23 protein-coding genes, 1 tRNA gene and 1 pseudogene are annotated in these 26,345 nt (G+C 69.8%); 7 read left to right on the top strand and 18 right to left on the bottom strand.

What is annotated here, in order from left to right; genetic code table 11:
* Positions 1–89: 89 nt before the first annotated feature.
* Both MNOD_RS17035 and MNOD_RS17040 read right to left on the bottom strand, forming a co-directional pair.
* Positions 90–650 (bottom strand): annotated as a pseudogene (locus MNOD_RS17035) (hypothetical protein); the annotation flags it as partial.
* A gap of 73 nt (positions 651–723) precedes the next feature.
* A complete protein-coding gene (locus tag MNOD_RS17040) occupies positions 724–1,113 on the bottom strand; it encodes a hypothetical protein (RefSeq protein ID WP_015930178.1) in 390 nt (129 codons plus the stop codon).
* Positions 1,114–1,457: 344 nt separating this feature from the next.
* Between MNOD_RS17040 and flhA the strand changes: the two genes are divergently transcribed.
* Positions 1,458–3,572 (top strand): flagellar biosynthesis protein FlhA, encoded by a 2,115-nt coding sequence (gene flhA / locus MNOD_RS17045; RefSeq protein ID WP_015930179.1) that lies wholly within the window; start codon positions 1,458–1,460, stop codon positions 3,570–3,572.
* An 81-nt stretch (positions 3,573–3,653) separates the two neighbouring features.
* Positions 3,654–4,631 (top strand): cation diffusion facilitator family transporter, encoded by a 978-nt coding sequence (locus MNOD_RS17050; RefSeq protein ID WP_043751449.1) that lies wholly within the window; start codon positions 3,654–3,656, stop codon positions 4,629–4,631.
* A 226-nt stretch (positions 4,632–4,857) separates the two neighbouring features.
* On the opposite strand, the gene MNOD_RS17055 is transcribed toward MNOD_RS17050, so the two are convergent.
* From MNOD_RS17055 to MNOD_RS17070, 4 genes are all read right to left on the bottom strand, one after another.
* The gene (locus MNOD_RS17055) at positions 4,858–5,838 is read right to left on the bottom strand and encodes an IS110-like element ISMno29 family transposase (RefSeq protein ID WP_015927424.1); all 981 of its coding nucleotides are present in this window, start codon (positions 5,836–5,838) and stop codon (positions 4,858–4,860) included.
* A gap of 338 nt (positions 5,839–6,176) precedes the next feature.
* Complete coding sequence (locus tag MNOD_RS17060) at positions 6,177–7,052, bottom strand: class I SAM-dependent methyltransferase (protein ID WP_015930181.1); 876 nt, start codon at positions 7,050–7,052, stop codon at positions 6,177–6,179.
* Between the two features lie 81 nt (positions 7,053–7,133).
* Positions 7,134–8,186, bottom strand: a complete 1,053-nt coding sequence (locus MNOD_RS17065) for a lysylphosphatidylglycerol synthase domain-containing protein (RefSeq protein ID WP_015930182.1) — start codon at positions 8,184–8,186, stop codon at positions 7,134–7,136.
* Between the two features lie 126 nt (positions 8,187–8,312).
* Complete coding sequence (locus tag MNOD_RS17070) at positions 8,313–9,203, bottom strand: alpha/beta hydrolase (protein ID WP_015930183.1); 891 nt, start codon at positions 9,201–9,203, stop codon at positions 8,313–8,315.
* A 138-nt stretch (positions 9,204–9,341) separates the two neighbouring features.
* Between MNOD_RS17070 and MNOD_RS17075 the strand changes: the two genes are divergently transcribed.
* On the top strand, positions 9,342–9,938 hold the full coding sequence (locus tag MNOD_RS17075) for a GNAT family N-acetyltransferase (protein ID WP_015930184.1): 597 nt from the start codon (positions 9,342–9,344) through the stop codon (positions 9,936–9,938).
* 19 nt (positions 9,939–9,957) lie between these two features.
* Here MNOD_RS17075 and fliJ read toward each other — a convergent pair whose 3' ends face one another.
* Together fliJ and fliI are read right to left on the bottom strand one after the other, a co-directional pair.
* Positions 9,958–10,365, bottom strand: coding sequence for a flagellar export protein FliJ (fliJ, locus tag MNOD_RS17080; protein WP_015930185.1), 408 nt, complete (start codon positions 10,363–10,365; stop codon positions 9,958–9,960).
* 123 nt (positions 10,366–10,488) lie between these two features.
* Entirely contained in the window at positions 10,489–11,850 is a 1,362-nt protein-coding gene (gene fliI / locus MNOD_RS17085; RefSeq protein ID WP_015930186.1) for a flagellar protein export ATPase FliI, read from the bottom strand.
* 492 nt (positions 11,851–12,342) lie between these two features.
* Between fliI and ctrA the strand changes: the two genes are divergently transcribed.
* Complete coding sequence (ctrA, locus tag MNOD_RS17090; protein WP_015930187.1) at positions 12,343–13,044, top strand: response regulator transcription factor CtrA; 702 nt, start codon at positions 12,343–12,345, stop codon at positions 13,042–13,044.
* Between the two features lie 84 nt (positions 13,045–13,128).
* Here ctrA and MNOD_RS17095 read toward each other — a convergent pair whose 3' ends face one another.
* From MNOD_RS17095 to MNOD_RS17105, 3 genes are read right to left on the bottom strand one after another with little or no spacing between them, the layout of a single operon-like run.
* Complete coding sequence (locus MNOD_RS17095; RefSeq protein WP_015930188.1) at positions 13,129–13,947, bottom strand: ABC transporter substrate-binding protein; 819 nt, start codon at positions 13,945–13,947, stop codon at positions 13,129–13,131.
* Complete coding sequence (locus MNOD_RS17100) at positions 13,917–14,651, bottom strand: ATP-binding cassette domain-containing protein (protein ID WP_015930189.1); 735 nt, start codon at positions 14,649–14,651, stop codon at positions 13,917–13,919. The genes MNOD_RS17095 and MNOD_RS17100 overlap by 31 nt, the downstream gene beginning before the upstream one ends.
* Positions 14,648–15,343 (bottom strand): ABC transporter permease, encoded by a 696-nt coding sequence (locus MNOD_RS17105; RefSeq protein WP_015930190.1) that lies wholly within the window; start codon positions 15,341–15,343, stop codon positions 14,648–14,650. Before MNOD_RS17105 ends, MNOD_RS17100 begins: the two co-directional genes overlap by 4 nt.
* Positions 15,344–15,530: 187 nt before the next feature.
* Here MNOD_RS17105 and mntR point away from each other — a divergent pair, with 187 nt between their 5' ends.
* Positions 15,531–15,992 (top strand): manganese-binding transcriptional regulator MntR, encoded by a 462-nt coding sequence (mntR, locus tag MNOD_RS17110; RefSeq protein WP_015930191.1) that lies wholly within the window; start codon positions 15,531–15,533, stop codon positions 15,990–15,992.
* 53 nt (positions 15,993–16,045) lie between these two features.
* On the opposite strand, the gene MNOD_RS17115 is transcribed toward mntR, so the two are convergent.
* The 3 genes from MNOD_RS17115 to MNOD_RS17125 all read right to left on the bottom strand — a co-directional run bounded on the left by MNOD_RS17115 (position 16,046) and on the right by MNOD_RS17125 (position 17,872).
* Positions 16,046–17,092: a MaoC family dehydratase gene (locus MNOD_RS17115; RefSeq protein WP_015930192.1), complete on the bottom strand. Its 1,047-nt coding sequence runs from the start codon at positions 17,090–17,092 to the stop codon at positions 16,046–16,048.
* 168 nt (positions 17,093–17,260) lie between these two features.
* Complete coding sequence (locus MNOD_RS17120) at positions 17,261–17,569, bottom strand: DUF167 family protein (protein WP_015930193.1); 309 nt, start codon at positions 17,567–17,569, stop codon at positions 17,261–17,263.
* A 15-nt stretch (positions 17,570–17,584) separates the two neighbouring features.
* Entirely contained in the window at positions 17,585–17,872 is a 288-nt protein-coding gene (locus MNOD_RS17125) for a YggT family protein (protein ID WP_015930194.1), read from the bottom strand.
* A 107-nt stretch (positions 17,873–17,979) separates the two neighbouring features.
* Between MNOD_RS17125 and MNOD_RS17130 the strand changes: the two genes are divergently transcribed.
* A tRNA-Ala gene (locus MNOD_RS17130) sits at positions 17,980–18,055 on the top strand.
* A 273-nt stretch (positions 18,056–18,328) separates the two neighbouring features.
* On the opposite strand, the gene MNOD_RS17135 is transcribed toward MNOD_RS17130, so the two are convergent.
* Positions 18,329–18,964 carry a L,D-transpeptidase gene (locus tag MNOD_RS17135; RefSeq protein ID WP_015930195.1) on the bottom strand — a complete coding sequence of 212 codons (636 nt, stop codon included), beginning with the start codon at positions 18,962–18,964 and terminating at the stop codon, positions 18,329–18,331.
* 620 nt (positions 18,965–19,584) lie between these two features.
* On the bottom strand, positions 19,585–19,791 hold the full coding sequence (locus MNOD_RS17140) for a hypothetical protein (protein WP_015930196.1): 207 nt from the start codon (positions 19,789–19,791) through the stop codon (positions 19,585–19,587).
* A 1,046-nt stretch (positions 19,792–20,837) separates the two neighbouring features.
* Here MNOD_RS17140 and MNOD_RS17145 point away from each other — a divergent pair.
* On the top strand, positions 20,838–21,089 hold the full coding sequence (locus MNOD_RS17145) for a hypothetical protein (RefSeq protein WP_157091490.1): 252 nt from the start codon (positions 20,838–20,840) through the stop codon (positions 21,087–21,089).
* Between the two features lie 1,009 nt (positions 21,090–22,098).
* Here MNOD_RS17145 and MNOD_RS17155 read toward each other — a convergent pair.
* Both MNOD_RS17155 and MNOD_RS17160 read right to left on the bottom strand, forming a co-directional pair.
* Positions 22,099–24,861 carry a hybrid sensor histidine kinase/response regulator gene (locus MNOD_RS17155; RefSeq protein ID WP_050783518.1) on the bottom strand — a complete coding sequence of 921 codons (2,763 nt, stop codon included), beginning with the start codon at positions 24,859–24,861 and terminating at the stop codon, positions 22,099–22,101.
* 321 nt (positions 24,862–25,182) lie between these two features.
* Entirely contained in the window at positions 25,183–26,313 is a 1,131-nt protein-coding gene (locus MNOD_RS17160; RefSeq protein WP_015930200.1) for an acyl-CoA dehydrogenase family protein, read from the bottom strand.
* Positions 26,314–26,345 lie beyond the last annotated feature (32 nt).

The raw sequence follows: 26,345 nt of genomic DNA on the forward strand, positions 1-26,345 counted from the left end.
GTCGAGCCGGCCGCGCCGATGGCGGTGCTGCCGATCTCGCCGCCCGCCACCGGGGCGGGGTTGCTGAAGGATCCGGTCGTGTCGTGGCGGCCGCTCCAGCCCTCGCTCCGCCAGCTCTGGGCACGCTGGTCGAGGTCGACCGAGCCATGCTCCTTCAGGATATCCGCGACGCGGTCGGCGGTGGCATCGTCGGCGCGCACCGTCACCAGGGTGCCGCCGCGGCGCACGCCCTCGGCATAGGTGTGGGCCTCGTCCTCGCTCAGGCCCGCGCCGGTGAGCGAACCGATGATGCCGCCCGCCGCCGCGCCGACGCCGGCGCCGGCAAGCGTCGAGACGAGCCAGCCCGCCGCCACGACGGGGCCGACGCCCGGGATCGCCATCAGGCCGAGGCCGGTGAGCAGGCCCGCGCCGCCGCCGAGCACGGTGCCGATGCTCGCCCCCGCTGCTGCCCCGTCCGAGGCCTTGTGGGCGGTCTCGCCAGTGTCGGTCGTGACATGGCCGGTCGTGACATGGCGCGAGTAGCGGTCGCCCTCGTTGCTGGCGACGATGCTGATGTCGGAATGCGGCACGCCGGCCGCCTCCACCTTCCGCACGGCGGTGGCGGCGTCATCGTAGGAATCGAACAGGGCCGAAAGGGTACGGGTCGCCATGGGGCGCTCCATCATGTGAGGAATCGAGAGAATCGGACAGCGTCAGCCATTGCAGCCTGCGTCGCTGCCAGCGTCACTGCGTGACGGCGACATTGCCCTTGAAGTCGAGGCCGACCTGGACGGGCTTGCCCGCCTGCATCGCGCTGCCGCGCCAGATGCCCTGGTCGTCCTTCTTGAGATCCTTGACCTCCGTAAAGCCGGACTTCTCCAGGCGGCTGCGGGCCTGCCCCTCAGTGAAGCTGTTGGCGCCGGGCTCGAGCTTGGCGTTGGTCAGCGTGCCGGTGGTGCTGGGATCGTTCTTGTCGACCGTGTCGGTGTTCGGCCGGGTGACGGCCTCCTGCCCCTGCGACTGGGTGCTGGGCTTGGCATCCCGCGCCGGCTCGCCGGTGACGGTGGTCTGGGCCTGCGCGATCCCGGCCCCGAGCAGGCTCAGGGTCGCCACAGTGATCAGGGTGGTGCGCATGATCTCCTCGATGTTTGCCTGTTTGCGTACCGTCTCAATCGTTACGCCGCCGCTTGGTTCCGTTTTTTGCCGTCTCCCGCAGCGCAAGCACGTCGTTCAACGACTCTATTCCAAACTTGACCGTCCTGGTTCCGGGTTTGTGCTTGTTTTTTGTTGCGACACGGCACCCTCTTGAATTCTGAATGTTGCGGAGCAGCGAAGAGCAGGGCCGCATGATCGCGAGATGATCGATGCGGAATGCTGCGGCGCGCGGGCGGAGGAAAGCCGCCGGCAGGCACCCTTAACGGATCCTTCACCATGCACCCGGCAGATCTTGCCGAGTGTCAGTCGGGATGCGGGGGCCGATGAGCGAGGCGAAGGCGACGGGGCTCGAGGCGATGCGCGCCTTCGCTGTGCCGACGCGAGCGGATCTCGTCGGCCTGACCAAGCGCAGCGACCTCGTGCTCGCCGTCGCGGTGATGGGCATCCTCGTGGTGCTGATCTTCCCGCTGCCGGCGCTCCTGCTCGATCTCCTGCTCGCGGTCTCGATCATCCTGTCCGTGCTGATCCTGATGACGGGCCTGTTCATCGAGAACCCGCTCGAATTCACGGTCTTCCCGACCGTGCTGCTCATCGCCACGATGCTGCGGCTGGCGCTGAACCTCGCCTCGACGCGCCTGATCCTCGGCCACGGCCACGAGGGCACGGCGGCAGCGGGCCAGGTCATCGAGGCCTTCGGCCATTTCGTGATGGGCGGCAACTTCCTGATCGGGATCATCGTGTTCGCGATCCTGATCATCGTGAACTTCGTGGTGATCACGAAGGGCTCGGGGCGGATCGCCGAGGTCGCGGCGCGCTTCAGCCTCGACGCGATGCCCGGCAAGCAGATGGCCATCGACGCGGATCTTTCGGCCGGGCTCATCGACGAGAAGACCGCGCGGGCGCGCCGTCAGGCGCTGGAGGAGGAGAGCGCCTTCTTCGGGGCGATGGACGGCGCCTCGAAATTCGTGCGCGGCGACGCTGTGGCGGCGCTCCTCATCACGGCCATCAACGTGGTGGGCGGCATCATCATCGGCACGATGCAGCAGGGGATGGGCTTCTCCGCCGCCGCGAAGACCTACACGCTCCTCACGGTCGGCGACGGCTTGGTGAGCCAGGTGCCGGCCCTCATCGTCTCGACGGCAGCGGGCCTGCTCGTCTCGAAGGCGGGCGTGCGCGGGGCCGCCGACCGGGCGCTCGGGCGCCAGATCGCCAACTACCCGAAGGCGCTCGGCATGTCGGCGGCGGTGATGCTGCTGATTGCGCTCCTGCCCGGCATCCCGATGCTGCCCTTCCTGGTCCTCGCGGGCGGCGCGGCCTTCCTCGCGCGGCGCATCGCAAGGCTGCCGAAGGCGGCCGATCCGGAGGCGGCCGCAGCGCCGGGCGCGGCCGCGGCTCCTGAGGAGGAGACCGTCTCGGACCTGCTGCGGCTCGACGACCTCAAGCTGGAGATGGGCTACGCGCTTATCGCCCTCGTCAACGGCCCGGGCGGCCAGGACCGGCTGACCGAGCAGATCAAGGCCCTGCGGCGGCAGCTCGCGGCGGAGCTCGGCTTCGTGATGCCCTCGGTGCGCATCCTCGACAACGTCCAGCTCGACGCCAACACCTACATCATCCGCGTCAAGGAGATCGAAGCGGGCACCGGCCAGATCTTCCCCGGTCAGTACATGGCCATGGACCCGATGGGCGGGCAGGTGCAGCTCCCCGGCCAGCACCTGCTGGAGCCGACCTTCGGGCTGCCCGCGACCTGGATCGACGCCTCCCTGCGGGATCAGGCGCAGCTGCGCGGCTACACGGTGGTGGATGCGGCGACCGTCGTCTCGACCCATCTCACCGAGGTGATCAAGGCGCATGTCGCCGAGCTCCTCAACCACGTCGAGGTGCAGAAGCTCCTCAAGGAGCTGCCCAAGGAGCACGGCGAGCTCCTCCGGGAGATCGTGCCGAGCCAGATCGCCACGACGGGCATCCAGCGGGTGCTGCAATACCTTCTCGCCGAGCGCGTCTCGATCCGCGACCTCGGGACGATCGTCGAGGGCATCGCGGAGGTGGCCGGCCACGTGAAGAACCCGCGCGACATCGTGGAGCATGTCCGCGCCCGGCTCGGCCGCCAGATCTGCGCCCAGTACCAGGGCCCGGGCGGGGTGCTGCCGATCATCACCCTCTCGCCCGCCTGGGAGAGCGCCTTCCTCGAATCGATCATCGGCCAGGGGGACGAGCGCCACCTCGCCATGCAGCCCTCCCGGCTCTCGGACTTCGTCACCACGGTCCGCGACCGCTTTGAGGAGGCCGCCCGCATGGGCGAGATGCCGGTTCTCGTCACCTCGGTCCAGGCCCGGCCCTTCGTGCGCTCGATCATCGAGCGCTTCCGGCGCGAGACGCCGGTGATGAGCCAGGCCGAGATCCATCCGCGGGCGCGGCTGAAGACCGTGGGATCGGTCTGACCGGGTGGGCTCCGCGGGATTCCCGCCGCACGCCCCGCGGCAGCGCTCGTCTGACGCTGCGTGACGCTCTATCTCGGCGGCATGGGACACGACCACGCGCACCACAACCACAATGGTCACGATCACCCCGGCCATCGGCATGGCCACCCGCATGTCCATGCGGGCCACGCGCATGTCCACGCGCCCGCGCGGTTCGGCACGGCCTTCGCGATCGGCATCGCGCTGAATACTGGCTTCGTGCTGGTGGAGGCGGTGTTCGGCATCGTCAGCGACTCGGTAGCGCTGCTCGCCGATGCCGGGCACAACCTCTCGGACGTGCTCGGCCTCGTCGTCGCCTGGGCGGCGGCGGTGCTGGGCCGGAGGGCCCCTTCGGCGCGGTTCACCTACGGGCTTCGCAGCTCCTCGATCCTCGCCGCCCTGTTCAACGCCGTGTTCCTGCTCGTGGCGGTGGGCGCCATTGCCTGGGAGGCGCTGCAGCGCTTCGCGAACCCGCCGCCGGTCGCGGGCCCGACCGTGATCACCGTCGCGCTGGTGGGCATCGCCATCAACGGCATCACCGCGTGGCTGTTCGCCTCCGGCCGCAGGGACGATCTCAACATCCGGGGCGCCTACCTGCACATGGTGGCGGATGCCGCCGTCTCGGCGGGCGTGGTGCTGGCGGGCATCGTGATCGTGCTCACGGGCTGGAGCTGGGTCGACCCGCTGGTGAGCCTCGTGATCGTGGCGGTGATCGTCGCCGGCACTTGGGGGCTGCTGCGCGACAGCGTGACCATGTCGCTCGCCGCCGTGCCGCCGGGCATCGACCCCGCCGCCGTGCGGCTCTGCCTCGCCGAGCGGCCGGGCGTCGCCGAGGTCCACGACCTGCATGTCTGGTCGATGAGCACCACCGAGACCGCGCTCACCGCCCACCTGGTGATGCCGGGCGGCCACCCCGGCAACTCGTTCCTCGGCGAGTGCGCGCAGGTGCTGCGCGAGCGCTTCGGCATCGCGCATGTCACCCTGCAGGTGGAGCTTGCAGGCGGACCGGCCTGCGCGCTCGCCCCCGACCACGTGGTCTGATTCGTCCGGAGATGATCAAGGATCGTCTCGCCCGGCCTCCCCTCGCCCCCTTTCCCGGGTGCATGGAGCGCCAGCGGAATGCGACCCGGGATCCGCAGAAGAAGCCGCGCAGCGACCGCTTGTCAGCCACGCTGGAGACAACCGGAGCCGCTGCGCGGCAACTCACCCTGCTGGTTCCCGGATCTCCTAGCGCTGCAGTCGTCCGGGAAAGCATCTGTGTTTGGCGTCAAGCCTGTTGGGGCTGATTTGGCGTCCAGAGGCGGTCCTGAGCGATGAGGCTGTTGGCCAGCACGGCGAGCTTGCGGGCCACGGCGATGATGGCGCACTTTGGCTTCTTGCCGTTGGCGATCAGGCGTTCGTGGAAGGCTTTCAGGCCGGCGTTGTGGCGGGCGGCCGAGAGCGCCGCGAGGTAGAGGACGCGGCGCACGGGCGGGCGGCCGCCCCAGATGACCCGCACGCCCTGGCGCGCGCCGGAATCGTCGGCGACCGGCGCCAGGCCCGCCAGCAGGCCGATCTGCCGGCTGCTGCAGGTGCCCAGCTCGGCCAGGCTGGCCACCAGGGTGGCCGCGATCGTGTCCCCGATCGAGGGGATCGAGACCAGGATGGCATGCCGCCGGGCCAGTCCGGGATCGGCCGCGATGAGCCGGCGGATCTCGCCGGCAAGGGCCTCGATGTCCGCGGCGATCCTGGCCAGACGGTCCTGGAGCTGGCGGATCAGGAACGGGCTTGCGGCCGCGGCCAGCTGGTTCTTGAGGGCGGTTTGTTCGGCCACGGCGCTGTCGCGGGCCGCGACCAGTTCCTGGAGCGCTTCGAGCGCGTCCGAGGCCGGCGGGCGCTGCGGGGGGGCCATCACCGCGGCAAACTGCGCCAGCACGCGGGCATCGAGCCGATCGGTCTTGGCCCAGATGCCTTGCGCCTTGGCGAACATGCGCACCCGAAACGGATCGACGACGGCGACCGGCAGGCCCGAGGCATGCAGGCTGCGGCGGGTCTGGCGGTGCCACTTGCCGGTGGCCTCGACCACGACCAGCCCCAGAGCAAAGCGCCCAAGCCAGCGCTTGAGCTGCCGGATGCCGACCTCGGTATTGGCGAACCGCTGGGCTTGGCCGGAGGGGAGGACGTGGACGTCGAGCCAGCTCTTGCTGACGTCGATCCCCACGCTAGACTTGCCCGCGGTCTCTTGTTTGGACACTTCCTTGCCTTGCATACGGGACTTGCTCCCCAGCATCTGTTCAGGACAAGAGCCAGAGGGCGGCCGGATCCTGCTTTCCCACGGTGCCAATCCTAGAGGGAGATCGATCCCGGCCGCCCGCGTCGCGGCCGGTGGCCACCGGCCGCGACGCACCTCACAGCTTGGTGCGCTGGTCGGCCCGTCAAACATGCAAGAGGGAGCGCGAAGGGGCGGAGAATCCGGGATGGGGCGGAGAACCATCCGCCTGAGCAAAAATGACGGGATCTCGGTTCGTGTCGGAGGATGCGGAACGGTCGAGACCCAGGCGCCGCATCCCCACCCCCATATCCCCACCCCCATGAAGGGGTGCCGCGTCAGCGCTTCCGCAGCCAGAGGCTCGTCTCGAAGGCCCCCGGCACGAGCGGCAGCCGGGCGACCGGGCTGGCGTCGAGCCAGCGCGTGCGCGTGACCACGTAGCGGCTCGCGAATTCCAGCGCGTAGGCGCCGCCCTGCAGGAGCGCCCCCACCGCCACCTGCTCGTTGTAGCCGCGCCAGGCCCACGCCTCCGGATAGGCGTCGGGCAGGAACACGTCGTGCAGGTGCACGAGGACGCCCGGCGCGAGGCGCGGCAGCACGTCGAGGAGCAGGCGGTCGACATCCGTGCCCGGCATCGCCACATGGCTCGAATCGATGAAGAGCACGTCCCCCGCCGCGAGATCCGCGGCCGCCTCGGCATCCTCGGCGCCGAACAGCCGGGCCTCGTGCCGCAGGCCCGGCAGGGCGGGCAGTCTTGCGCGCGGCTGCGGGTCGATGCAGGTGATCGCCGTCGCGAGGGCCCCATCTGCCACGGCCTGGGCCATGAAGCGGGTCGAGTGGCCCGAACCGATCTCGAGGATGCGCCGGGGCCGCTCCTGCCGCACCAGCGCGTAGGCGGCGGCCGCGTCGAGGCGGGGGAACCAGTCCTGCGTGAACCGGGCCGGCACCGGCCCGGCAAGGCCCGGACCTCCCGCGGCGATGCGGCCGAGCTCGGGAGCGAGCGCCTCGATCCCGGCGAGCCGGGACCGGAAGGCGGGCTCGGCGGCCCGGAACAGCGGATCGAGCGCCGGGTAGCCGCCGGGGCGGGCCGAGGCGGCGTGCCGATAGGGAATGAAGAAGCCGCCGGCCGGCAGGCCGGCGAGGGCGGCCAGCGCGAGCTGCGCCCGGCGCAGCCGCGTCCGGATCATCCCGCGCTTGGAGCAGGATCCGTTCATGGTGGAGCGGATCCTGCTCCAGGTTTTTGATTGTGCCGCATTGTCTGCGACGAACCGGGATCCACTTCGTCGGAAAATGCTCTAGCCGACCTTGCGGACCGGCTCCGCCGGCGGGAGATCCGGCTTGATGCCGGGACCGTCGATGGGCGGGGCCGGGGCGGCCGGCGGCACCTCCGCCTTGCTGCGGATCGCCGCGGCGAGGCGGCCACGCTCGAACAGCAGCACCACCACGATCGCCATGGCGAAGGGCAGGAGCAGGTAGAACAGGCGGAAGATCAGCACGGCCGCCAGCACCTCGACCTTCGGCACGTCCGGCATCGCCGTGATGAAGACGAGCTCGAACACCCCGAGCCCGCCCGGCGCGTGCGAGACGAGGGCGGCCGAGAACGAGGCCAGGAACACCGCCAACACGACGAGGAAGCCCGGGTTTCCGGCCTCCGGCAGCGCGAAATAGATGATGCCCGCCGCCCCCAGCAGTTCGAGGGGCGCTGCGATGAGCTGACGCACCATCACGTTCGGGCGCGGATATTCGAGCTTGAAGCTGCGGATCGTCAGCGGCTTGAGGTGAAGGATCGAGCCGACGACGTAGAGGGCGACGACCGCGAGCAGCCCGCCGCCGAGGATGCGCGCCGTGGCCGGGTTCGTCATCACCGAGGGGAGGATGCCGGTGAGACGGGTGAGCAGCTCCGGCTGCAGCACCAGCACGAGGCCGCCGAGGAACATGGTCCCGAGGCCGAAGGTGAAGGAGCACAAAGCCACCAGCACCGCGACCTGCGCGGCGGTGAGCCCCTTCGACGTGTAGGCCCGGTAGCGCACCAGGGCGCCCGAGAACACCGAGGCCCCGATATTGTGCGACAGCGCGTAGGTGGTGAAGGAGCACAGCGACACGAAGAGCCAGGAGATGCCCCTCACGCCGAGATGGATCAGCGCGATCCGGTCGTACCAGGCGAGCGCCCCGTAGGCCACGAACGTCGAGAGGGCAGCGAGCGCGTAGCGGTGCGGCGGGATCGCCTTCAGGCTCGCCTCGACATCCGCGATCGAGAGGCCCTTGAGCTGGTGCCAGAGCAGGTAGATCGAGACCACGACGGCCGCGAGGCCGATCATCGGCCAGATGAACTCACGAAGCTTCTTCATGGCGGTTTCCGTCGCACTCCCGATCGGCGCGCTTGATGCCCGAGCGCACCCGCGGCCGCAAGGATGCCCCGCGGGCCGGGCGCCCTCCTTTCACGCGATCATGACGGTTTCGTGCCGCTCCGAATTCTAAAGGCCGCGCTCCTCCAGCCAGTCGAGCACGAGGCGGGCGACGGCCTCGGCCCCGAAATCGAGCTGCAGGAAATGGGCGATGTCCGGCACGGTGCGATGCGCGGCACCGTGATAGAGGGCGGTGCGCCATGTCGTCGCCGGCCAGATCATCCGGTCGCGAGCGCCGCCCACCACCAGAGCCGGCAGGCCGAGCAGGGAAGCCGAGAGAGGCGGCACGGGCCAATGCGCCTCGACGAGGGCCACGGGGCTCTCCGCCGTCATCCGGGCGGCGTAGCGGCGGGCGCGCTCCAGCGGCAGCCCCTCCGAGAACAGCCAGTGCCACGACAGCGCCATGGCGGGCTCGCGGCCGGGCAGGATCGTGCCCGCGAGGGATTCCAGCCAGAAACCCGGATCGGTCAGGGCGATGCGGGCGCTGACGAGCGCGAGGCCGTCCGGCGGCAGCGAGGCGAGGAGAACGAGCCCGCGCAGCCGGACTTGCCCGATCAGGCGCTGGGCCAGGAAGCCGCCGAGGGAGTGGCCGATCAGGACGGGCGGCTCGCCGCAGCGCCCGATGGCCGCGCGCAGGTCGTCGAGATAATCGGCGAGCGACGCCTCGCGCAGCAGGCGGCGCCCGCCATGGCTGCGGCCGTGGCCGCGCAGGCTGAAGGCCGCCGCCCGGCGCCCCCGCCGGGCGAGGTGCGGCAGGAAGATCTCCTGCCAGATCCAGGCGCCGCCGAAGGCGCCGTGCACGAACAGGAGCGGGGCGCCGCTCGGCTGGCCGAGAGGCTCAGCCTCGATCCATTCCAGGGCCGGGCCGTCGGGCCGCGCGATCATCGCGGCCGTGATGCGGCCCTCCGGGCCGGGCGCCACGGGAAAGCGTTGCGCCCCGGCGCCGTCGTCCTGCCTCATCGTCCCCGCTCCCGCACCGCCGCCCCGCTGCGGCTCCCACGCGGCCGGGCCGAGCATGAATCATGCCGCAGGGTCAAGTGGATCCGATGCGGCTTGGGCGAGGCTTGCGGCAGAGGTGTCCGGGCGTCAGGAGGAAGCATGACGCCTCTCAACCTCGACGGGCTCACGCCCGTTCCCGCGACGCATGTCGCCGCGATCGTGACCTCCCTGGAGATGCGGGCCCGCCCTGCCCTGCCGGAGCCGGAGCCGCCGCCTTTGCCTCTCGACGCCATCGGCGCCGACATCGCCCGCTACCGGGCGCTGTTCGACCGGGTCGGCGCGCCTTGGCTGTGGTTCAGCCGGCGCCGGATCGACGACGCGGCGCTCGCGGCGATTCTCGCCGATCCGGCCGTCGAGGCGCTCGCCCTCACGGAAGGCGGCCGGGATATCGGCCTCCTCGAACTCGATGCGCGGGTTCCCGGTGAGGTCGAGATCGCCTTCTTCGGGCTTGCCCCCGAGGCGATCGGGCAGGGCGCCGGGCGGCGGCTGATGACGGAAGCCTTGCGCCGCGCATGGTCGCGGCCGGTCCGGCGGGTCTGGGTGCATACCTGCACCTTCGATCATCCGGGCGCGGTGGCCTTCTACGAGCGGTCCGGCTTTTGCGCCTTCGCGCGGGCCATCGAGGTCGTGCCGGATCCGCGCCTCTCGGGACACCTGCCGCGCGATGCCGCACCGCACGTGCCCGTCCTGGCCTGATTTAGATCGGAAAACCGGATCAGGCGCGGGCGCGGTTAAGTCCGATTGCGTCCATCTCAGCCTGGTCGCGGGCCGTCTCGGCGGCGCGCTCGGCCGAGCGCTCGCGGTCATCGAGGATCTCCACCTTCTTGAGCTCCTCGAAGGCCTCCGCCAGGGCCGCCTTGGCCTCGGCGAGCTGGGCATCGAGGTCGCTCGCCGAGTGGCGGATGTTGTCGCGGCGCTGGGCCGCGGCCCGCGCGTAGGTGGGATAGGCGAAATGGGCCGGGTCGGAGATTCCGGCGCGCTGCTCCTCCTGAGCGATCTCGCGGTCGAGTTCCGCCGCCATGCGGGCGAAATCCGCGATCATCATCTCGATCTGGGTGACGCGGCGGCGCTTCTCGTCCACCTGGAAGCGTCGCAACCGGATGAGCGTGTCCCGCGATTTCATCGTGCTCCCACTCCACGCCTTCGGGCGGTGACCCCGCCCCTTTGCCCGAACGGGACGCGGCGCCGACGTAGGCCCGCGCAGGGCGCAACCCCGCTCGGGCATCGGCTGCGGCGACGTGCCGGCTCAGGGCCCGCCGACGATCGCCGCCAGGCGACGGTATCCTTCGCCGAGGGAGGTTGCTTCTTCCTTACTCTGCCCCAGAAAAGCCTCCAGATCGGGCATCAGCGCCACCGCCTCGTCCACCTCCGGGGAGGAGCCGGCCCGATAGGCGCCGAGCCGGATCAGCTCCTCCATGTCCGCATGGGTCGACATCAGGTGGCGGGCACGCTGGACCACAGGCAGGAAGGCGGGGTCGCAGGCGCGCGGCATGGTGCGCGAGACCGAGCGCAGCACGTTGATGGCCGGATAGCGCCCGCGTTCCGCGATGCGCCGCTCCATCACGATGTGGCCGTCGAGGATGCCCCGCACCGCGTCGGCCACGGGCTCGTTGTGGTCGTCGCCCTCGACCAGCACCGTGAACAGGCCCGAGATCATCCCCTCCCCGGTGCCGGGCCCGGCCCGTTCGAGCAGGCGCGGCAGCTCGCTGAACACCGTGGGAGTATAGCCCTTGGCGGTCGGCGGCTCCCCGGCGGCGAGGCCGACATCCCGCTGCGCCATGGCAAAGCGGGTGATCGAGTCGATCATGCAGAGCACTTGGGCGCCCTCGTCGCGAAAATGCTCGGCGAGCGCGAGGGTCGCGTAGGCCGCGTTGCGCCGCATGAGCGCCGGCTCGTCGGAGGTCGCCACCACCACCACGGAGCGCGCGAGGCCCTCCGGGCCGAGATCGTCCTGCAGGAATTCCTGCACCTCCCGCCCGCGCTCGCCGACGAGGCCGATCACCGCCACGTCGGAGGCCGCCGAGCGGGCGAGCATCGACAGCAGCACCGACTTGCCGACGCCCGAGCCCGCGAAGATGCCCATGCGCTGGCCCCGGCACAGGGTGAGGAAGGTGTTGATGCAGCGCACCCCGAGATCGAGCGGAGGGCCGACCCGGCGGCGGGCATGGGCCGGCGGCGGGTCGGTCTGGAGCGGATAGGCGACGGGCCCCGGCGGCAGCGGCCCGAGGCCGTCGATCGGCCGCCCGAGGGCGTCGATGACCCGCCCGAGCCAAGCCCGCGACGGCCGGATCGCACCCGCATTCTCCGCCCGCACCCGCGCCGGGCAGCCCCGCCGCACACCCTGGAGCGAGCCGAACGGCATCGCGAGCGCGTGGGCGCCCGAGAAGCCGATGATCTCGCAGGGAATGCTCGCCTCGCGGGTCCCGCCCGCCTCGACCACGATGTCGAGCCGTCCGCCGAGCCGCATCGCCGCGACCGGGCCCGCCACCTCGATCAGCAGGCCGCGGATCGCCACCACGCGACCGAAGATCTCCAGGCTCTCGAGACCATCGAGCGCCGCGCGGGCCGCCGCGAGGCGCCCCGATGTCCCTGCCCCATCGAACGCCATCGCGTGCGCGGTCCCATCCCCGAAATCGTTTCGACGCCCTCGGCAATTTGTGCGAGACAGGGCGGCCGCACCAGGGCGAAGCCGGCGCCTCGCCCCGGCGCGGCTGCTTCGCGGCCCGGTCGCATCAACCTTCCGTTTACCCGTCTCCTTAACACTGCCGGTAACCGGACCAGCGATGCCCGGCCGGCGGAAATCCGGCAGAGTGTCGTGAATGCAACAACGGGGATGAAATCGAATATCTGGAGTCGGTTAGCCCGGCTCCGCAGCGACCAGACCCGACCACGGCAGGGCCGAGAGCCGGAACGGAACGATAACGCGCAAAGGATTGGCGGATGCGGTGGATCCGAAGCGCTTGCGGGACGGAATCAGGCTTTGTTAACGCTTTGGGCATAGCGTCGCGAGTTAAATGCAGACGGGCGTCCGCCACGGGCCGGTGGCGGATGGGCGGCGGGTGTTTGCCTCACCCTCATGGGCCAGGGCTTGGGGACTGAGATGCGCGTACTTCTGATCGAGGACGACAGCGCCACGGCGCAGAGCATCGAGTTGATGCTCAAGTCCGAGAACTTCAACACCTACACCACCGACCTCGGCGAGGAGGGCGTCGATCTCGGCAAGCTGTACGATTACGACATCATCCTCCTCGACCTGAACCTGCCCGACATGTCGGGCTACGAGGTGCTGCGCTCCCTGCGGGTCGCCAAGGTGAAGACGCCGATCCTGATCCTCTCCGGCATGGCCGGCATCGAGGACAAGGTGAAGGGCCTCGGCTTCGGCGCCGACGACTACCTGACAAAGCCGTTCCACAAGGATGAGCTCGTCGCGCGCATCCACGCGATCGTGCGCCGCTCGAAGGGGCACGCGCAGTCGGTGATCACCACCGGCGACCTGATTGTGAACCTCGACCAGAAGACTGTCGAGGTCTCGGGCGCCCGGGTTCACCTGACCGGCAAGGAGTACCAGATGCTGGAACTCCTCTCCCTCCGGAAGGGCACCACGCTCACCAAGGAGATGTTCCTCAACCATCTCTATGGCGGCATGGACGAGCCGGAGCTCAAGATCATCGACGTGTTCATCTGCAAGCTTCGCAAGAAGCTGGCCAATGCCAGCCAGGGCAAGAACTACATCGAAACGGTGTGGGGCCGCGGCTACGTGCTGCGCGAGCCGAGCGACGACGAGGATCGTATCGCCGTCTGATGGCGGACGCGGGCCGGGGGCGGAGGCCACCGGCGCGCCATGGGCCTCACGACCGCGCGTCCGGGATGTCCGGCCGAGTGCGTGCTACTGGCCGGCATTCGGCACGAAGAGCGGCTCGCCGTTGATCCGATAGCTCGCGATCACGCCCTGGCCCGCCGGCGAGACGAGCCAATCGATGAAGGCCTGCCCCTCGCGGGCCTTGACGTGCGGGTGCCTGGCCGGATTGACCAGGATCACGCCGTACTGGTTGAAGAGGCGCGGATCGCCTTCGACCAGGATCTTGAGATCGCCGCGATTCTTGAAGGCGAGCCAGGTACCGCGGTCGGCCAGAACGTAGGCATTGGTGGCCGAGGCGGCGTTGAGGGCCGGCCCCATGCCCTGGCCGATCTCCTTGTAGTACCACGCGCCCCGCACCGCGCCGAGGTCGAGACCCGCCTCGCGCCAGACCCGCAACTCCGCCGCATGCGTGCCCGAGCGGTCGCCGCGCGAGATGAAGGGCGCCTTGGCGGCCGCGATCCGGCGGAAGGCCTCGGCTACGTCGCGGCCGGCCGCCCCGGCCGGATCATCCTTGGGTCCGACGACCACGAAGTCGTTGTACATCACGGGGAAGCGCTTCACGCCGAAGCCATCGCGCACGAAGGCCTCTTCGGCGGCCTGATCGTGCACGAAGACCACGTCGGCATCCCCGCGGCGGCCGACGTCGAGGGCCTGCCCGGTGCCGAGAGCCACCACCCGCACGGCGATGCCGGTGGCCTCCGTGAAGCGCGGAAGAAGATGCCCGAACAGGCCCGACTGCTCGGTCGAGGTCGTCGAGGCGACCGTGATGCTCTCGGCGGCCCGGAGGGGCGCCGCGGCCAGAACGGCGAGCAGGGTCAGGCAGAGCAGGCGGCGAAGGCGGTCCACGGCAATTCTCCGGCGAGATAGGCCCTTGTCTCGGGCGAACGGGGATCGGACAGAACCTGCCGGGCCGGGCCGTGCTCGACCACGCGGCCCTCCGACAGGACGACGACATCGCGGGCGAGCCGCGCCACTTGGCCGAGATGGTGCGAGACGAGCAGCACCTTGGTGCCGGCCCGCGCCATGGCGGCGATCACCCGCTCCACCGCCTCCGTCGCGGCGGGATCGAGATTGGCGGTCGGCTCGTCGAGAAGGAGAAGGTCGGGCGCCACCGCCCAGGCGCGGGCGAGGGCGAGCCGCTGCTGCTCGCCGCCGGACAGCTTGGTGGCCGGATCGCCGGCGCGGTCGGCCAGACCGACGAGGGCGAGGGCCGCTGCGATGCGCGCCGCCTGCTCCGCGCGGGGCAGCCCCGCCGGGCCGAGGGCGAGCCGGACGTTGCGGGCGGCGCTGGCCCGGATCAGGCCCGGGCGCTGGAACACGAAGGCGCGCCGGACCGCGCCGCCCTCCCCCCGCCCGATGCGGATGCGCCCCTGGCTCGGAGCGAGGAGCCCGTCGAGGAGCCGCAGCAGCACGCTCTTGCCCGCCCCGTTCGGCCCGATGATGGCGGTGATCCCGGGCTCCTCGATGCGGAGGCTCACGCCGTCGAGGATCGCCCGGCCTCCCGCCCGGAACGACACGCCGTCGAGCAGGACGGGAAGGCCCGGGCTCATCCGTAGGCCCTGGCCGCGTAGGCGCGCAGCAGCGCCGCCGCGGCGTTGACCGCGAAGACGAGGCCGATCAGCACCGCACCGAGAGCGAGGGCGAGGGCGAGATCCCCCTTCTGCGTCTCGAGGGAGATCGCGGTCGTCATGGTGCGCGTCTGGCCGGCGATGTTGCCGCCCACCACCAGCACGGCGCCGACCTCCGAGATCGCCCGCCCGAAGGCGGCCAGCACCACGGTCACGAGGGAGAACCGCGCATCGTAGGCCAGGGCCGCCGCCCGCCGCACCGCCCCGAGGCGCAGCGACCGCAGCTGCTCGCCGAGATGCGCCTCGGCATCGGCGAGGATCTGCCGGGACAGGGCTGCGACGAGCGGCGTTACCAGCACGGTCTGGGCCGCGATCATCGCCCCCGGCGTGAACAACAGGCCCATCGGACCCAAGGGGCCCGAGCGAGACAGAAGGAGATAGAGCACGAGGCCGACGATCACGGGCGGCAGGCCCATGAGGGCATTGAGGCACCCCACCAGGGTCTGGCGCCCCCGGAAGGACGCGACCGCCACGAGGGCGCCGAGCGGGATGCCGAGACAGGAGCCGAGCAGCACCGCCGACAGGCTCACCCGCAGGGAGAGCCACGCGATCGCCACCACCTCGCTGTCGAGGCTGGACAGCTTCGCGACGGTCTCGTGCAGGGTTTCGGACATCGGATCGGTGCGGCCCCGGGCAGGCTGCTGATGCAATGGGCCGGTTCGGGGGCACAATAGGAAATTCTCTTCATATGCGGCCCGAGGCTGTCCTCGCCTCCGACCTTCGCCCCCTGCACACCCGTCCCGCCCTCGTCTAAGAAGAGGCGTGACGCGGATCCGAACCTGAGGCGAACCTTCCCGACCCATGCAGGACCTGCCCCGAGACCGCCGGGATGAGCCCGCGCTCGTCGATGCTGAGGCGCATTCCGCCGGGTTCCGGCAGGTGCGCGAGGCACGCCGCCTCGAACTCGTGGAGGATTACGTCGAGCTGATCGCCGACCTGATCGGCGATAGCGGCGAAGCGCGCCAAGTCGACATCGCGGCCCGCCTCGGGGTGGCGCAGCCGACGGTCGCCAAGATGCTCAAGCGCCTCGCCGAGGAGGGGCTGGTGCAGCAGCGCCCCTATCGGGGCGTGTTCCTGACCGAGGCCGGCCGGACGCTCGCCGCCGAATCGCGCGAGCGCCACCGCATCGTGGAGGCCTTCCTGCTCGCGCTCGGCGTCAGCCCGGAGGTGGCGCGCTGCGACGCGGAGGGCATCGAGCACCATGTCAGCCGCGAAACGCTCGATGCCTTCCGGCGCTTCACCGCCGGGCAGGGAGCTGCGTGAGCGGGACGCCGCTCACGGGGACTCGCTCGCTTGAATCGGACCCTTGGCTTCGGTCACTTGGGCATGAGCGCCCAGTAATCGAGGTCGAGGATCACCGCCGGATCGTAGCCGTCGCCGGCCCGGTCCGGATAGGCGCCGCAGGGCTGGTTCTTGGCCGCCACAATGCGCAGGCGGAGCGCCCCGACATCGCTGCGGCCCGGCAGGTCGGCGCGGTCCAGCACCTCGCTCCAGGCATAGACCGTGTCCCCGGCAAAGAGCGGCGCCACGTGCCGACCCGCATTGATGCCCACGATCGAGAAGGCGTTGGCGAGCCCGTTGAAGCTGAGCGCGCGGGCGAGCGAGATGACGTGGCCGCCATAGATCAGCCGCCGCCCGAACCGCGTCTCCTTCACGGCATGGGCATCGAAATGCACCTTGGCGGTGTTCTGGTAGAGGCGCGTGGCGATCTGGTGCTCGGCCTCCTCGACGGTCATGCCGTCGACGTGATCGATGCGCTCGCCCACTGCATAATCACCGAAGCGGTGCGGGCTGCCGGCCAGCGCCGCGTCGTAGGCCTTCGGGTCGAGGACGGGCAGGGCGGGCGCGAGGTCGGCGGGCTGCACCGCCTTGGCGAGCTGCGGCACCGCCTCCTCGGCGATTGCCGCCTCGGGGTCCCGCTTGCGCACCAGCACCCAGCGGCAATAGCTGAGCACCGGCGCGCCCGCCGCGTCGTAGCCGGTGGAGCGCACATAGACGATTCCGGTCTGGCGGTTCGAGCTCTCCTTGAGGCCGATCACCTCGGAGACCGCGGACAGGGTCTCGCCGGGATAGACCGGCCGCAGGAAGCGGCCCTCCGCGTAGCCCAGGTTGGCGAGCGCGTTGAGGGAGATGTCCGGCACCGTCTTGCCGAAGGCGACGTGGAAGACGAGCAGGTCGTCGAGCGGCGCCTGGGGATAGCCGAAGGCCCGTGCGAAGGCGTCCGAGGATTGCACCGCGAAGCGCGGCCCGTAGAGCGCCGTGTAGAGCGCCACGTCGCCGGTGGTGACGGTGCGCGGCGTGGCGTGGCGAATGGTCTCACCGAGGCGGAAATCCTCGAAGAACCGGCCCGGATTCGTCTTCATCGTCGTTCCTCGGGGGTCTGGGGCGGGGCTGCCGCACAGCCAAGCCTGCCCGCGCGGTCCCGCGCAAGCGGCGGCGGCGGGTCCGCGCCCGGGCGCCTTGTCGCACCGCACGGCGCCCTTGCGCGATACGCCTTTCGTCCGGTCGTCAGGCCGGCATAGCGGCGGCCGTCAGACCGCCGCCGCGGTGGCGAGCCGCCGCGCCAGCGCCTCGCCATCCCCTTCGATGCGGAAGATCTTCACCCGGGCGGTCGCGCCGGCCGTGAGCCGAACGGCCCGGGCCGGGCAGCCGAGGGCGGTCTTGAGGAGATCGCGGATCGCCGTGTTGGCCGCCCCGTCCTCGGGGGCGGCCCGAACCCGCACCTTGAGCACGGAAAGCCCGTCGGCCCGCGTCTCGATTCCGTCGATCGCGTCGCGTCCGCCCCGCGGCGTGGCCCGCACGCGCACCTCAAGCCCGTCCCGGATCACCCGCCAGGGCATCTCGTCCGCCACGGCTCAGGCCAGCGAGGCGAAGACCTCGAACATCAGGTTGCGCAGGAAGAACAGCAGCAGGACCAAGATGATGGGTGAGATGTCGATGCCCCCGAGATTGGGCAGCACGCGGCGGATCGGCCGCAGGGCCGGCTCGGTGACGCGATAGAGGAACTCGCCGATCTGCGACACGACCGGGTTTCGCACGTTGACGACGTTGAAGGCGACGAGCCAGCTCAGGACCGCGCTGGCGATCAGGAGGTACACGTAGAGCGTAATGACGTTGTCGATGAGCCAGAGAAGCGAGCGCATGCGCGGTCCGTAGGTCCTCGTCCCCCGAAAAGGCACGTCGTGCAGTTCGGTGCGGATAGGGAATTGACAGGCTGAAGCGGGCCAGCCTACAAGGCCCCCGCCTCGCCGGGGCTGTAGCTCAGATGGGAGAGCGCCGCAATCGCACTGCGGAGGTCAGGGGTTCGAATCCCCTCAGCTCCACCAACTTTCTTGCTGGGACGGATTACCGTTGCCGGGTAAGGAGTTGATGGAGGGCAAGAGGCATTTGCGTACCCCTTGAGGTACTGCGTTCCGTACTCCGGACGCCGACGGTTTCAACCAGCCATCCAAACCGATCGGAGACACGCGGTCACCGGCACGATCCTGCGGCTCGGCCAGGGCGGGCCGACATTCGTGGGAGTACGGGTCTGCGACGCCGATGTCGCCGCTCCTCTGGTCCGCTCTTCCACGCCCCCACGCCAAGCCTGCGCGTCCGGTTCACTCGTCGTCATACCAGCGGTCGTCAACAATAACCGCGCGAGGCTCCTGGACCACGGCAGCCGGGCCTCTTCGACGGATAGAGCCGCCATCGTCGCCGTATACCGGCAGCGATCCGGTCGGCATCTCCTCATCGACGTCGAACCTGTCGGGCCGCATGGCCGTCGTGGACCGGCGTCCACCTCTGCGGGCCACCACCATCTCCTCGCCCCTCACCACCACCCGCGTGTTGCTCAGCCCCTCCGCCCTCACGAGCGAGAAGAGTGTGGCGGCGTTCCGAACACGAAGGCGTACGCAGCCATGCGAAGCAGGCCGACCGATCTGGCGGACATGACTGGTGCCGTGGATCGCGTGCCCGACCGGGGTGAAGAAGACAGAGTAGGGCATCGGAGCGTCGTCCCACTCCTTGGAGAAGTGGTCTCGCTCCATTCTGAATGGCCGAAACGAGCCACTCGGCGTCTCGTAGCCGGCCATCCCGGTGGACACCGGCCACACATATCTCTGCCGACCGTCGACACTGACCGTCATGCGCTGGTTCGTCTTGTCGATCGCGATCAGAACGTCGGCTCGGGAGGGCAGAGACGCGGCAGTCGTGAGGAGCAGGGCGGCGAAGGCGGCAGCTCGGGCGAGACTCATGGCGACCCTTGAACGGCTGTGACGAAGCCGCTCTGGCTACGCTGGCCGGCGGTGTTTGTTCCTGCGTCGTGGCCCGAATTCCTCGGATCGAACCAAGCGCGATCATCGCGAAGAGGATTGGGGTGGGCCATCAGCCAACGGCGCGGTGCCTGTTCCCCGCCACGTTGACCCTCTCGTGACCGCTCGACCCACTGAGCGTCATAGGGTCGGCCCAGAGAACTGGTCCGCAACCGCCCTGTCATCACGAGCCCTGCCGCCTTTGCCAGTCGTTCGCGGAGCCGGAGCGCAACGGACCGAGTGGCAGGCTGGGATTGATCGAGACTGTACCAGAGGTTTAGCCGCAAGTAGACGCGCCCGCTCGGGTTACTGCGAAGGAGCACGCAAAGAGACACGATCGGAACGGACAGGAGGCGTGCTGGCAAAGAAGGCTGAACACGGATTGAAACGACACGGAACGACGTGCGGCCAAGCTCATGCTCCTCCCGCACCGCGCCGCTCGTGCCGGCCTCTCCCGTCCCCGCCTCGGCAGAAGGCGCCGAGAGCATCTCGCGCCATCTGTGCCATGGCGATGCGGTCGGGTTCGGCGGCCAGAGACCATCCCGTCAGGGCGGCGCGACCGCTCAGCCGCCGTCGGTGCCGGGCTTCGTTCCGGGCGGCTTCATCACGTCATCGAGCGGATTGTGCGGGTGCTCGGTGACGGGCACATCGTCGCCGACCTCATGACGGTCGAGGCCCGATCCGCCACTCCCCTCGCCCGCCGAGTCACCGAAGTCTCGTTCGCCTTGTGGCGCGTCGACATCCGGGCAAGGCCCTTTCGCATGCGTCATCACACGCTCTCCGTGCGGTGCTGAGACCAGCAACAAGGCTCCGCAAGCCTCCGGCAGACCAACGTCGTCCCTCCGGGGGCGTTTCCTCTCGGACCTCGCGTCGCCGGTCTCACCCCGATTCGGGCCGCATCGCGGGCAGGCCGTCTTGCGACAGCGCCGCAATCTCGCTCGCCACGCGTGGATCCCCCCTCTCGGCGCGCTGCGATCTCGTCATCACCCGAACGCGTCGGAATTCCCGTCTCATCCCCTTTCGCGCAGTGACCCCCCCCTGAAGATCACTGGCGCTGTCCAGATTGGTGCTGTGCACAACAGCGCAACACCGACGAAGCATCTGCAACCCGCTGGTTGGCCCCCTTCCGCTTCAAGCTTTGGGCAAGAAAGACCTTGAAGCTTGACAGCAGCTGATTTCAGGCAAATCTTAGCAGTGGGGAGATCAGAGTCTCTCGCCCAACGAGGCGGGTATCCGATGACTTGTCGTTGCAGCTGCTCGCGCGCGCACGAAGGGCATTCGAGCGCGACGTTCGATTATCGCGCATACCTTATGGACCCGGACAGCCACATCGTCGGCGTAAAAGAAATAGACGCGCAAGACGATGTCGAGGCCATGTTTAAGGCAAGGAGCATGAATGAAGATTTTGCCGTGGAGTTGTGGGATCGAGCAAGGCGCGTGATCCGGCTTCAGCGGCGATACGCTTCAATCGGTAGTAACTAGTCTTGCCTGTCAGGCTCGGGCGGCCTCTGATGCGCCCAGAGGCCTCCGGCATGGCGCCAGGGCCCGACCATCGTGCTCTGCTTGCTGCCGTCACCCAGGCCGGGCTCGGGAGGGAGACGCGGCGGCCTGCTCGGTCGCCGCTCCGACCCCGATCCTGGCCGGGCCAAGGGCGCAAGGATCACGCGCGTTGGAGCGACGCCGCATCCCTGCGGCTCGCCGTGGCAGGAATCGAGCCGCAGCGCGATCAAAGCATTGCCGGCGCGGGTGCCCAAGCCCAAGCCAGCATTGCTGCACAATCTGTTAATCAGCGCGCGCGATCCTGCTGACGAGCAGAGTGAAACACCTGGACCGGAGCCAGCGGCAGCCCGGTCGATGCGGTCACGCGCGGGTGCTGCTCAACATTGTGGCGCCGCTCCGGCTGGGCGCTGCTGCCATGACACGCATTTTCTCCGGCAGGCGAGCCGCGCTCGCGCGTGTTCGCACCGACCATTGGCATGTCATCGAGGCAGCCGTCTTCATTGCGGTTGGGACTTTGCTGCTGCTGACGGGGATCCTGCTGAACGCCGTCGAGCCATTCTGGGGATAGGCAACATTCGCCGAAGTGTCCCATGGTTCGGCGATGAGAATGATGCGAAAGCAAAGAACTCCAAGCGGGCGCAGCCCCGCCACCCCGCTTGGAGTCTGTCCAGGAGGCGTGGACAGGGCTTCTCCGGCCGAACATCCGACACATCGAAGACTGAGAGTCTGCCAGCCAACGGCGCGGCTCTTGTCCTCCGACCGGCCCTCCCGCGACCACCCGGCCCGCTGAGCGTCACAGGGTCCATACCAACGGCCCAAGAGGCCGATGCATCGGGCCGCCGGTATCATCCATGGAGCGGGAGCATGGCGAACCGAGCCGACGAACCAGGGTGGGAAAAGCGTGAACCGGAAGCCCGACGGCTTGGCTCAGCGCGCTTCACTGACCCTTGTCCGCCCGATAGTCTGCTGTGCGAGACCGTTTCCTGACGGGAGCAGCATCGGCCGCGGAGGACGAGGCCATGGATATGGACGCGACGTTCGCGCCTTCCGGGCTCGTCGCGACCGTCTTCAAGCCAGCCGTCACAGCCATCAGGGCGATCCACATCGCCACGACCGTCATCCCAAGCCCGCGCGTCCGCCGCATCCCATGCTCCATCCCATGTCCGGCAGGCGGAGAAACGCCGTCCCGGGATTGTGGTTCAGAAAAAAAGGGCTCACGCTTGGCGGACCTCGTGATACCACCGGCCCAGGCTGCCGACGCCGCGGGTGCGGACGCATCGGGCCGTCGGCTCATCTCCAATTTTCGATATCGAGCCAGAGGCTTGGCGAAAATCCGAGAACCGGACCAACGGTCATGTCCAAGGCCCGTTGGGATGAGGAAGCATCGCACTCGGAACAACCCGGCCCGAGACCGGGTTAAGACGTTGCGGCACGACGATCGCGTCGTCGTGCGGCTGCCCTGACCAGGGCGTTTCCTCCCTAGACTCGGGCCGCTCGCAAGGGCGGCCCATTTTCATTTGTCCAGCATTTGTCCAGGGTGAACAACTCAACGCGACATCGCTGGTCTGGTTGCAGATCTACGGCACCGGCGCGCCGGACATCGCCCGGTGCAGGACGCGGCCCAGCTCCTCCCCGGAATAGGGCTTGTGCAGCAGCTCGAACCCGTGGGCCCAGTCCTGGGCCAGCACGTGGCTGTAGCCGGAGGCCAGCACCACCGGCATCCCCGCGAGACGCCGCCGCAGCTCCTGGGCCAATGCGATGCCGCCCATGCCGGGCATCACCACGTCCGAGAACACCGCATCGAAACCACCGCCATCCACGCCCAACCTGACCAGCGCCTCCTCGGCATTCGACGCCCATTCCGGCGTAAAGCCGAGATCCTGCAGGATCTGGCAGGCGAAGCGGCCGACCTCGACATTGTCCTCCACCACCAGCACCCGGCGTCCCTCCCCGGAGGGGGACAGGCCGGGATCGTCCGCCGTCTGGTCGCCCGGGCGCTGGTCGGTCTCCACTTCCGGCAGGTAGAGCGTGAAGATCGTTCCTTGCCCCACCGTGCTGTGCACGTCGATGTCGCCGCCCGACTGCTTGGCGAAACCGAAGACCTGGGACAGGCCGAGTCCGGTGCCCCGGCCAACCTCCTTGGTGGTGAAGAACGGCTCGAAGATGCGCCCGATCAGGTCCGGCGGGATGCCGGCACCGGTATCGGTCAGCGACACCGCCGCGAAGGGGCCGGGCGCCCCCGCATGGCCGCGGATGGCCGGCAGCGCGCAGCCGCACGCAAGCCGCAGCGTCAGCGTGCCCTCGCCGTTCATCGCATCGCGCGCATTGACCGCCATGTTCACCAGCGCGGTCTCGAACTGGCTCAAGTCCGTGCGCACGAAGCAGGGCCGGTCCGGCACCTGCGTGACCACCCGGATGCGCGCCCCCGTCACCGCATCGAGCATCTCCGCCACGGCCTGCAGCCGCGCGGACACGTCGATGACCTCCGGCTTGAGCGCCTGGCGGCGGGCGAAGGCGAGGAGCTGGCCGGTGAGCTTGGCCGCGCGGTCGACCGTGTCGGAGACCGCATCGAGGTAGCGCCGCCGGCGCTCCTCGGGCAGGTCGGGCCGGCGCAGGAAATCGACCGACGAGCGGATGATGGTGAGCAGGTTGTTGAAGTCGTGCGCCACGCCCCCGGTGAGCTGGCCCACCGCTTCGAGCTTCTGCGACTGCCGAAGCGCCTCCTCGGCCTGCGCCAGGGCCCTGGCCTGCTCCTTCTCGGCGGTGACGTCCCGGCCATAGGCGTAGACGAGATCGCCCTCGACGGAGGTGCGCCAGGAGATCCAGCGCGGCGTGCCGTCCTGGTGCCGGTAGCGGTTCTCGAAATCGGTGAGATCGCGCGCCGAGGCGGCGTCGAGCCCCTGCTGGGTCAGGTCGGCGTCCTCGGGCCAGATGAACTCCCGGAAGCTGCGCCCGACGACCTCCAGAGGATCGTGACCGAGAATGGACTGCCAGGCCGGGTTGACGGCCCGGAAGATCCCGTCGGCGCCGACCACCGCAAGCAGGTCGCGCGAGTTCCTCCAGACCCGGTCGCGCTCGGCCGTGCGCTCGGCGACCCGGGCCTCCAGGGCCTCGTTGAAGCGCACGAGGTCGGCCATGGCCCGCTTCTGGTCATCGATATCGGTGTCGGTCCCGACCCAGCGGATCAGCACCCCCTCGGCATCGCGGATGGGCCGCACGCGGGTGAGGAACCACCGGTACGACCCGGCCGCGGATCTGAGCCGGAACTCGGCCTGATAGGGCTGACGGGTGCGCAGCGCCTCCTGCCAGGAGGCGATCATGCGGCCGCGATCATCCGGATGCACGATGTCGAGCCACGCCGCCCCGTTGAGTTCGTCCGCCGGCCGGCCGCTATAGGTCTGCACTTGGTCGTTCGACCAGTCCACGGTCCCGTCCGGCGTCGCCGCCCACACGATGTTCGGGATGGATTGCGAGAGGGCCCGGAACTGCGCCTCGCTGGCGCGCAGGCTCTCCTCGATGCGCTTGCGGGCCGTGACGTCGATCGCGGTGCCGACCACGCGGACGCATCTTCCCTCATCGTCGAAGACGCCGCGCCCCTTGGCGGCGACCCAGCGCAGGACCCCGTCCTCCTTGCCGATCGTGCGGTACTCGACGTCGTAGACCACCCGCCGGGCCGGATCGAGCGCCGCCGCGAAGGCCCTGGTCACCCGCTCGCGGTCGTCCGGGTGCAGGCCGGCGTAGAAGTCCGCTATGGTGACCGGAACGTCCGGCGAGATGCCGAACATGGCCTTCACCCGCGCCGGCCAGTACAGGGTCTCCCGGACCAGATCGACGTCCCACAGGCCGACCTCGGCCGCCTCCGTGGCGAGGCGCAGCCGCGCCTCCGCCTCGCGCAGCGCCTCTTCCGCCACCACGCGGCCCGTCGTCTCGGTGCAGGCGCAGAACATGCCCACCACCGCCCCGTCCTCATCGCGCAGGGGCGAATACGAGAACGTGAACCACGTCTGCTCGTCGTGGCCCCGCCGGTTCATGGTCAGCGGCATGTTCTCGGCCCAGGTCGCTTGCCCGGCAAGCGCCGCGCCGATGAGCGGCTCGACGTCGCCCCAGATCTCCGGCCAGACGTCCCGGAACCGGCGTCCAAGCGCCGACGGATGCTTGTCGCCGAGGATCTCCGCGTAGGCGTCGTTGTAGAGGAAGTGGAGGTCCGGCCCATAGGCCACGAACATCGGGAAGCGCGAGCCGAGCATCAGGCTCACCGCCGAGCGCAGGCATTGCGGCCAGGTCTCCGGCCTCCCGAGGGGCGAGGCCGACCAGCCGTGCCGGCGGATCACCGCCCCCATGGCGCCGCCGCCGGTCAGGAATGCCGGCGCCGCGTCCCCCTGCCCCGCCTTCGCGTCCAGCACCGCCCCCACAGCTCCCTCCCCAGGGCGCCGATCGCCGGCCCGGCCGGGCCATGCCGCGCCGGGCACGTCCCGAAGAAAACGTCGGAACCTCCGCCAAGTCCACCAAATCCCTGCCGGTCCTGCAGCGGACCGGCGACGGCCCGGCAGAAAGGCCGCCGACGCCGATGCCGGTGGCGCCGGATCGCCCGGCGGCGGAGGGCCTGCGCCTCGGGGGACATCGGGAGCGCGATGGACTTCGCCCTCGGTCCCTGAACGCCGTCAGCCCACGAGGGCGCGGCTGATGACGATCCGCTGCACGTCGCTCGTGCCCTCGTAGATCTGGCAGACGCGCACGTCCCGGTAGATCTGCTCGACCGGATAATCCGCGAGATAGCCGTAGCCGCCGTGGATCTGGATCGCGTCCGAGCACACCGCCTCCGCCATCTCGGAGGCGAAGAGCTTGGCCATCGCGGCCTCCTTCAGGCAGGGCTGTCCGGCATCGCGCAGGCGCGCGGCGTTGAGCACGAGAAGCCGCGCCGCCTCGATCCGCGTCGCCATGTCGGCGAGGCGGAAGGCCACGGCCTGATGGCCCGTCAGCTTCTGCCCGAAGGTCTCCCGCTCGCCCGCATAGGCGAGGGCCGCCGCGAAGGCCGCGCGCGCCATGCCGACCGCCTGGGCGGCGATGCCGATCCGGCCGCCCTCCAGATTGGCGAGCGCGATCCTCAGGCCGTCGCCCTCGCGTCCCAGCATCAGGTCGGGGGTGAGTTCCATCTCCTCGAACACGATCTGCGCCGTGTCGGACGCGCGCTGCCCGAGCTTGTGCTCGAGCCGCGCGACCGTGTAGCCGGGCGTGTCGGTCGGGACGACGAAGGCCGAGATGCCCTTCTTGCCGGCTGCCGGATCCGTGACCGCGAAGACGATCGCCACGTCCGCATTCCGGCCCGAGGTGATGAACTGCTTCGTCCCCGACAGGATCCAGCGGTCTCCGACGCGCCGGGCGCGGGTCTTCAGGGCGGCGGCGTCCGAGCCCGCGCTGGGCTCGGTGAGGCAGAAGGCGGCGAGCTTCTCGCCCTTCGCCAGCGGCACCAGGAAGCGCCGCCTCTGCTCCTCGGTGCCGAATCTCAGGATCGGCATGCAGCCGACCGAGTTGTGCACGCTCATGATGGTCGACACGGCGCCGTCGCCCGCCGCGATCTCCTCGATGGCGAGCGCATAGGCGACGTGGTCGAGGGCGGCGCCCCCGTACTCCTCCGGCACCAGCATGCCCAGGAAGCCGAGCGCGCCCATCTCGGCCAGCGCCTCGCGGGGAAAGCGCGCCTCCCGATCCCAGGCGGCCGAGAACGGCTTCAGCCGCTCCTGCGCGAAGCTGCGGGCGGTGTCGCGGATCAGGACCTGGTCGTCGGTGAGCATGGCGTCCTCCGGGCGGCGCAGGGCTGCACCGA

This window comes from Methylobacterium nodulans ORS 2060 (assembly GCF_000022085.1).
GTDB lineage: Bacteria > Pseudomonadota > Alphaproteobacteria > Rhizobiales > Beijerinckiaceae > Methylobacterium > Methylobacterium nodulans.

Coding starts and splice junctions, on each gene's coding strand:
- MNOD_RS17040 (WP_015930178.1), bottom strand. CDS start 1,113: ATGCGCACCACCCTGATCACTGTGGCGACCCTGAGCCTGCTCGGGGCC.
- flhA (WP_015930179.1), top strand. CDS start 1,458: ATGAGCGAGGCGAAGGCGACGGGGCTCGAGGCGATGCGCGCCTTCGCT.
- MNOD_RS17050 (WP_043751449.1), top strand. CDS start 3,654: ATGGGACACGACCACGCGCACCACAACCACAATGGTCACGATCACCCC.
- MNOD_RS17055 (WP_015927424.1), bottom strand. CDS start 5,838: ATGCAAGGCAAGGAAGTGTCCAAACAAGAGACCGCGGGCAAGTCTAGC.
- MNOD_RS17060 (WP_015930181.1), bottom strand. CDS start 7,052: ATGAACGGATCCTGCTCCAAGCGCGGGATGATCCGGACGCGGCTGCGC.
- MNOD_RS17065 (WP_015930182.1), bottom strand. CDS start 8,186: ATGAAGAAGCTTCGTGAGTTCATCTGGCCGATGATCGGCCTCGCGGCC.
- MNOD_RS17070 (WP_015930183.1), bottom strand. CDS start 9,203: ATGAGGCAGGACGACGGCGCCGGGGCGCAACGCTTTCCCGTGGCGCCC.
- MNOD_RS17075 (WP_015930184.1), top strand. CDS start 9,342: ATGACGCCTCTCAACCTCGACGGGCTCACGCCCGTTCCCGCGACGCAT.
- fliJ (WP_015930185.1), bottom strand. CDS start 10,365: ATGAAATCGCGGGACACGCTCATCCGGTTGCGACGCTTCCAGGTGGAC.
- fliI (WP_015930186.1), bottom strand. CDS start 11,850: ATGGCGTTCGATGGGGCAGGGACATCGGGGCGCCTCGCGGCGGCCCGC.
- ctrA (WP_015930187.1), top strand. CDS start 12,343: ATGCGCGTACTTCTGATCGAGGACGACAGCGCCACGGCGCAGAGCATC.
- MNOD_RS17100 (WP_015930189.1), bottom strand. CDS start 14,651: ATGAGCCCGGGCCTTCCCGTCCTGCTCGACGGCGTGTCGTTCCGGGCG.
- MNOD_RS17105 (WP_015930190.1), bottom strand. CDS start 15,343: ATGTCCGAAACCCTGCACGAGACCGTCGCGAAGCTGTCCAGCCTCGAC.
- mntR (WP_015930191.1), top strand. CDS start 15,531: ATGCAGGACCTGCCCCGAGACCGCCGGGATGAGCCCGCGCTCGTCGAT.
- MNOD_RS17115 (WP_015930192.1), bottom strand. CDS start 17,092: ATGAAGACGAATCCGGGCCGGTTCTTCGAGGATTTCCGCCTCGGTGAG.
- MNOD_RS17120 (WP_015930193.1), bottom strand. CDS start 17,569: ATGCCCTGGCGGGTGATCCGGGACGGGCTTGAGGTGCGCGTGCGGGCC.
- MNOD_RS17125 (WP_015930194.1), bottom strand. CDS start 17,872: ATGCGCTCGCTTCTCTGGCTCATCGACAACGTCATTACGCTCTACGTG.
- MNOD_RS17135 (WP_015930195.1), bottom strand. CDS start 18,964: ATGAGTCTCGCCCGAGCTGCCGCCTTCGCCGCCCTGCTCCTCACGACT.
- MNOD_RS17140 (WP_015930196.1), bottom strand. CDS start 19,791: ATGACGCATGCGAAAGGGCCTTGCCCGGATGTCGACGCGCCACAAGGC.
- MNOD_RS17155 (WP_050783518.1), bottom strand. CDS start 24,861: ATGGGGGCGGTGATCCGCCGGCACGGCTGGTCGGCCTCGCCCCTCGGG.
- MNOD_RS17160 (WP_015930200.1), bottom strand. CDS start 26,313: ATGCTCACCGACGACCAGGTCCTGATCCGCGACACCGCCCGCAGCTTC.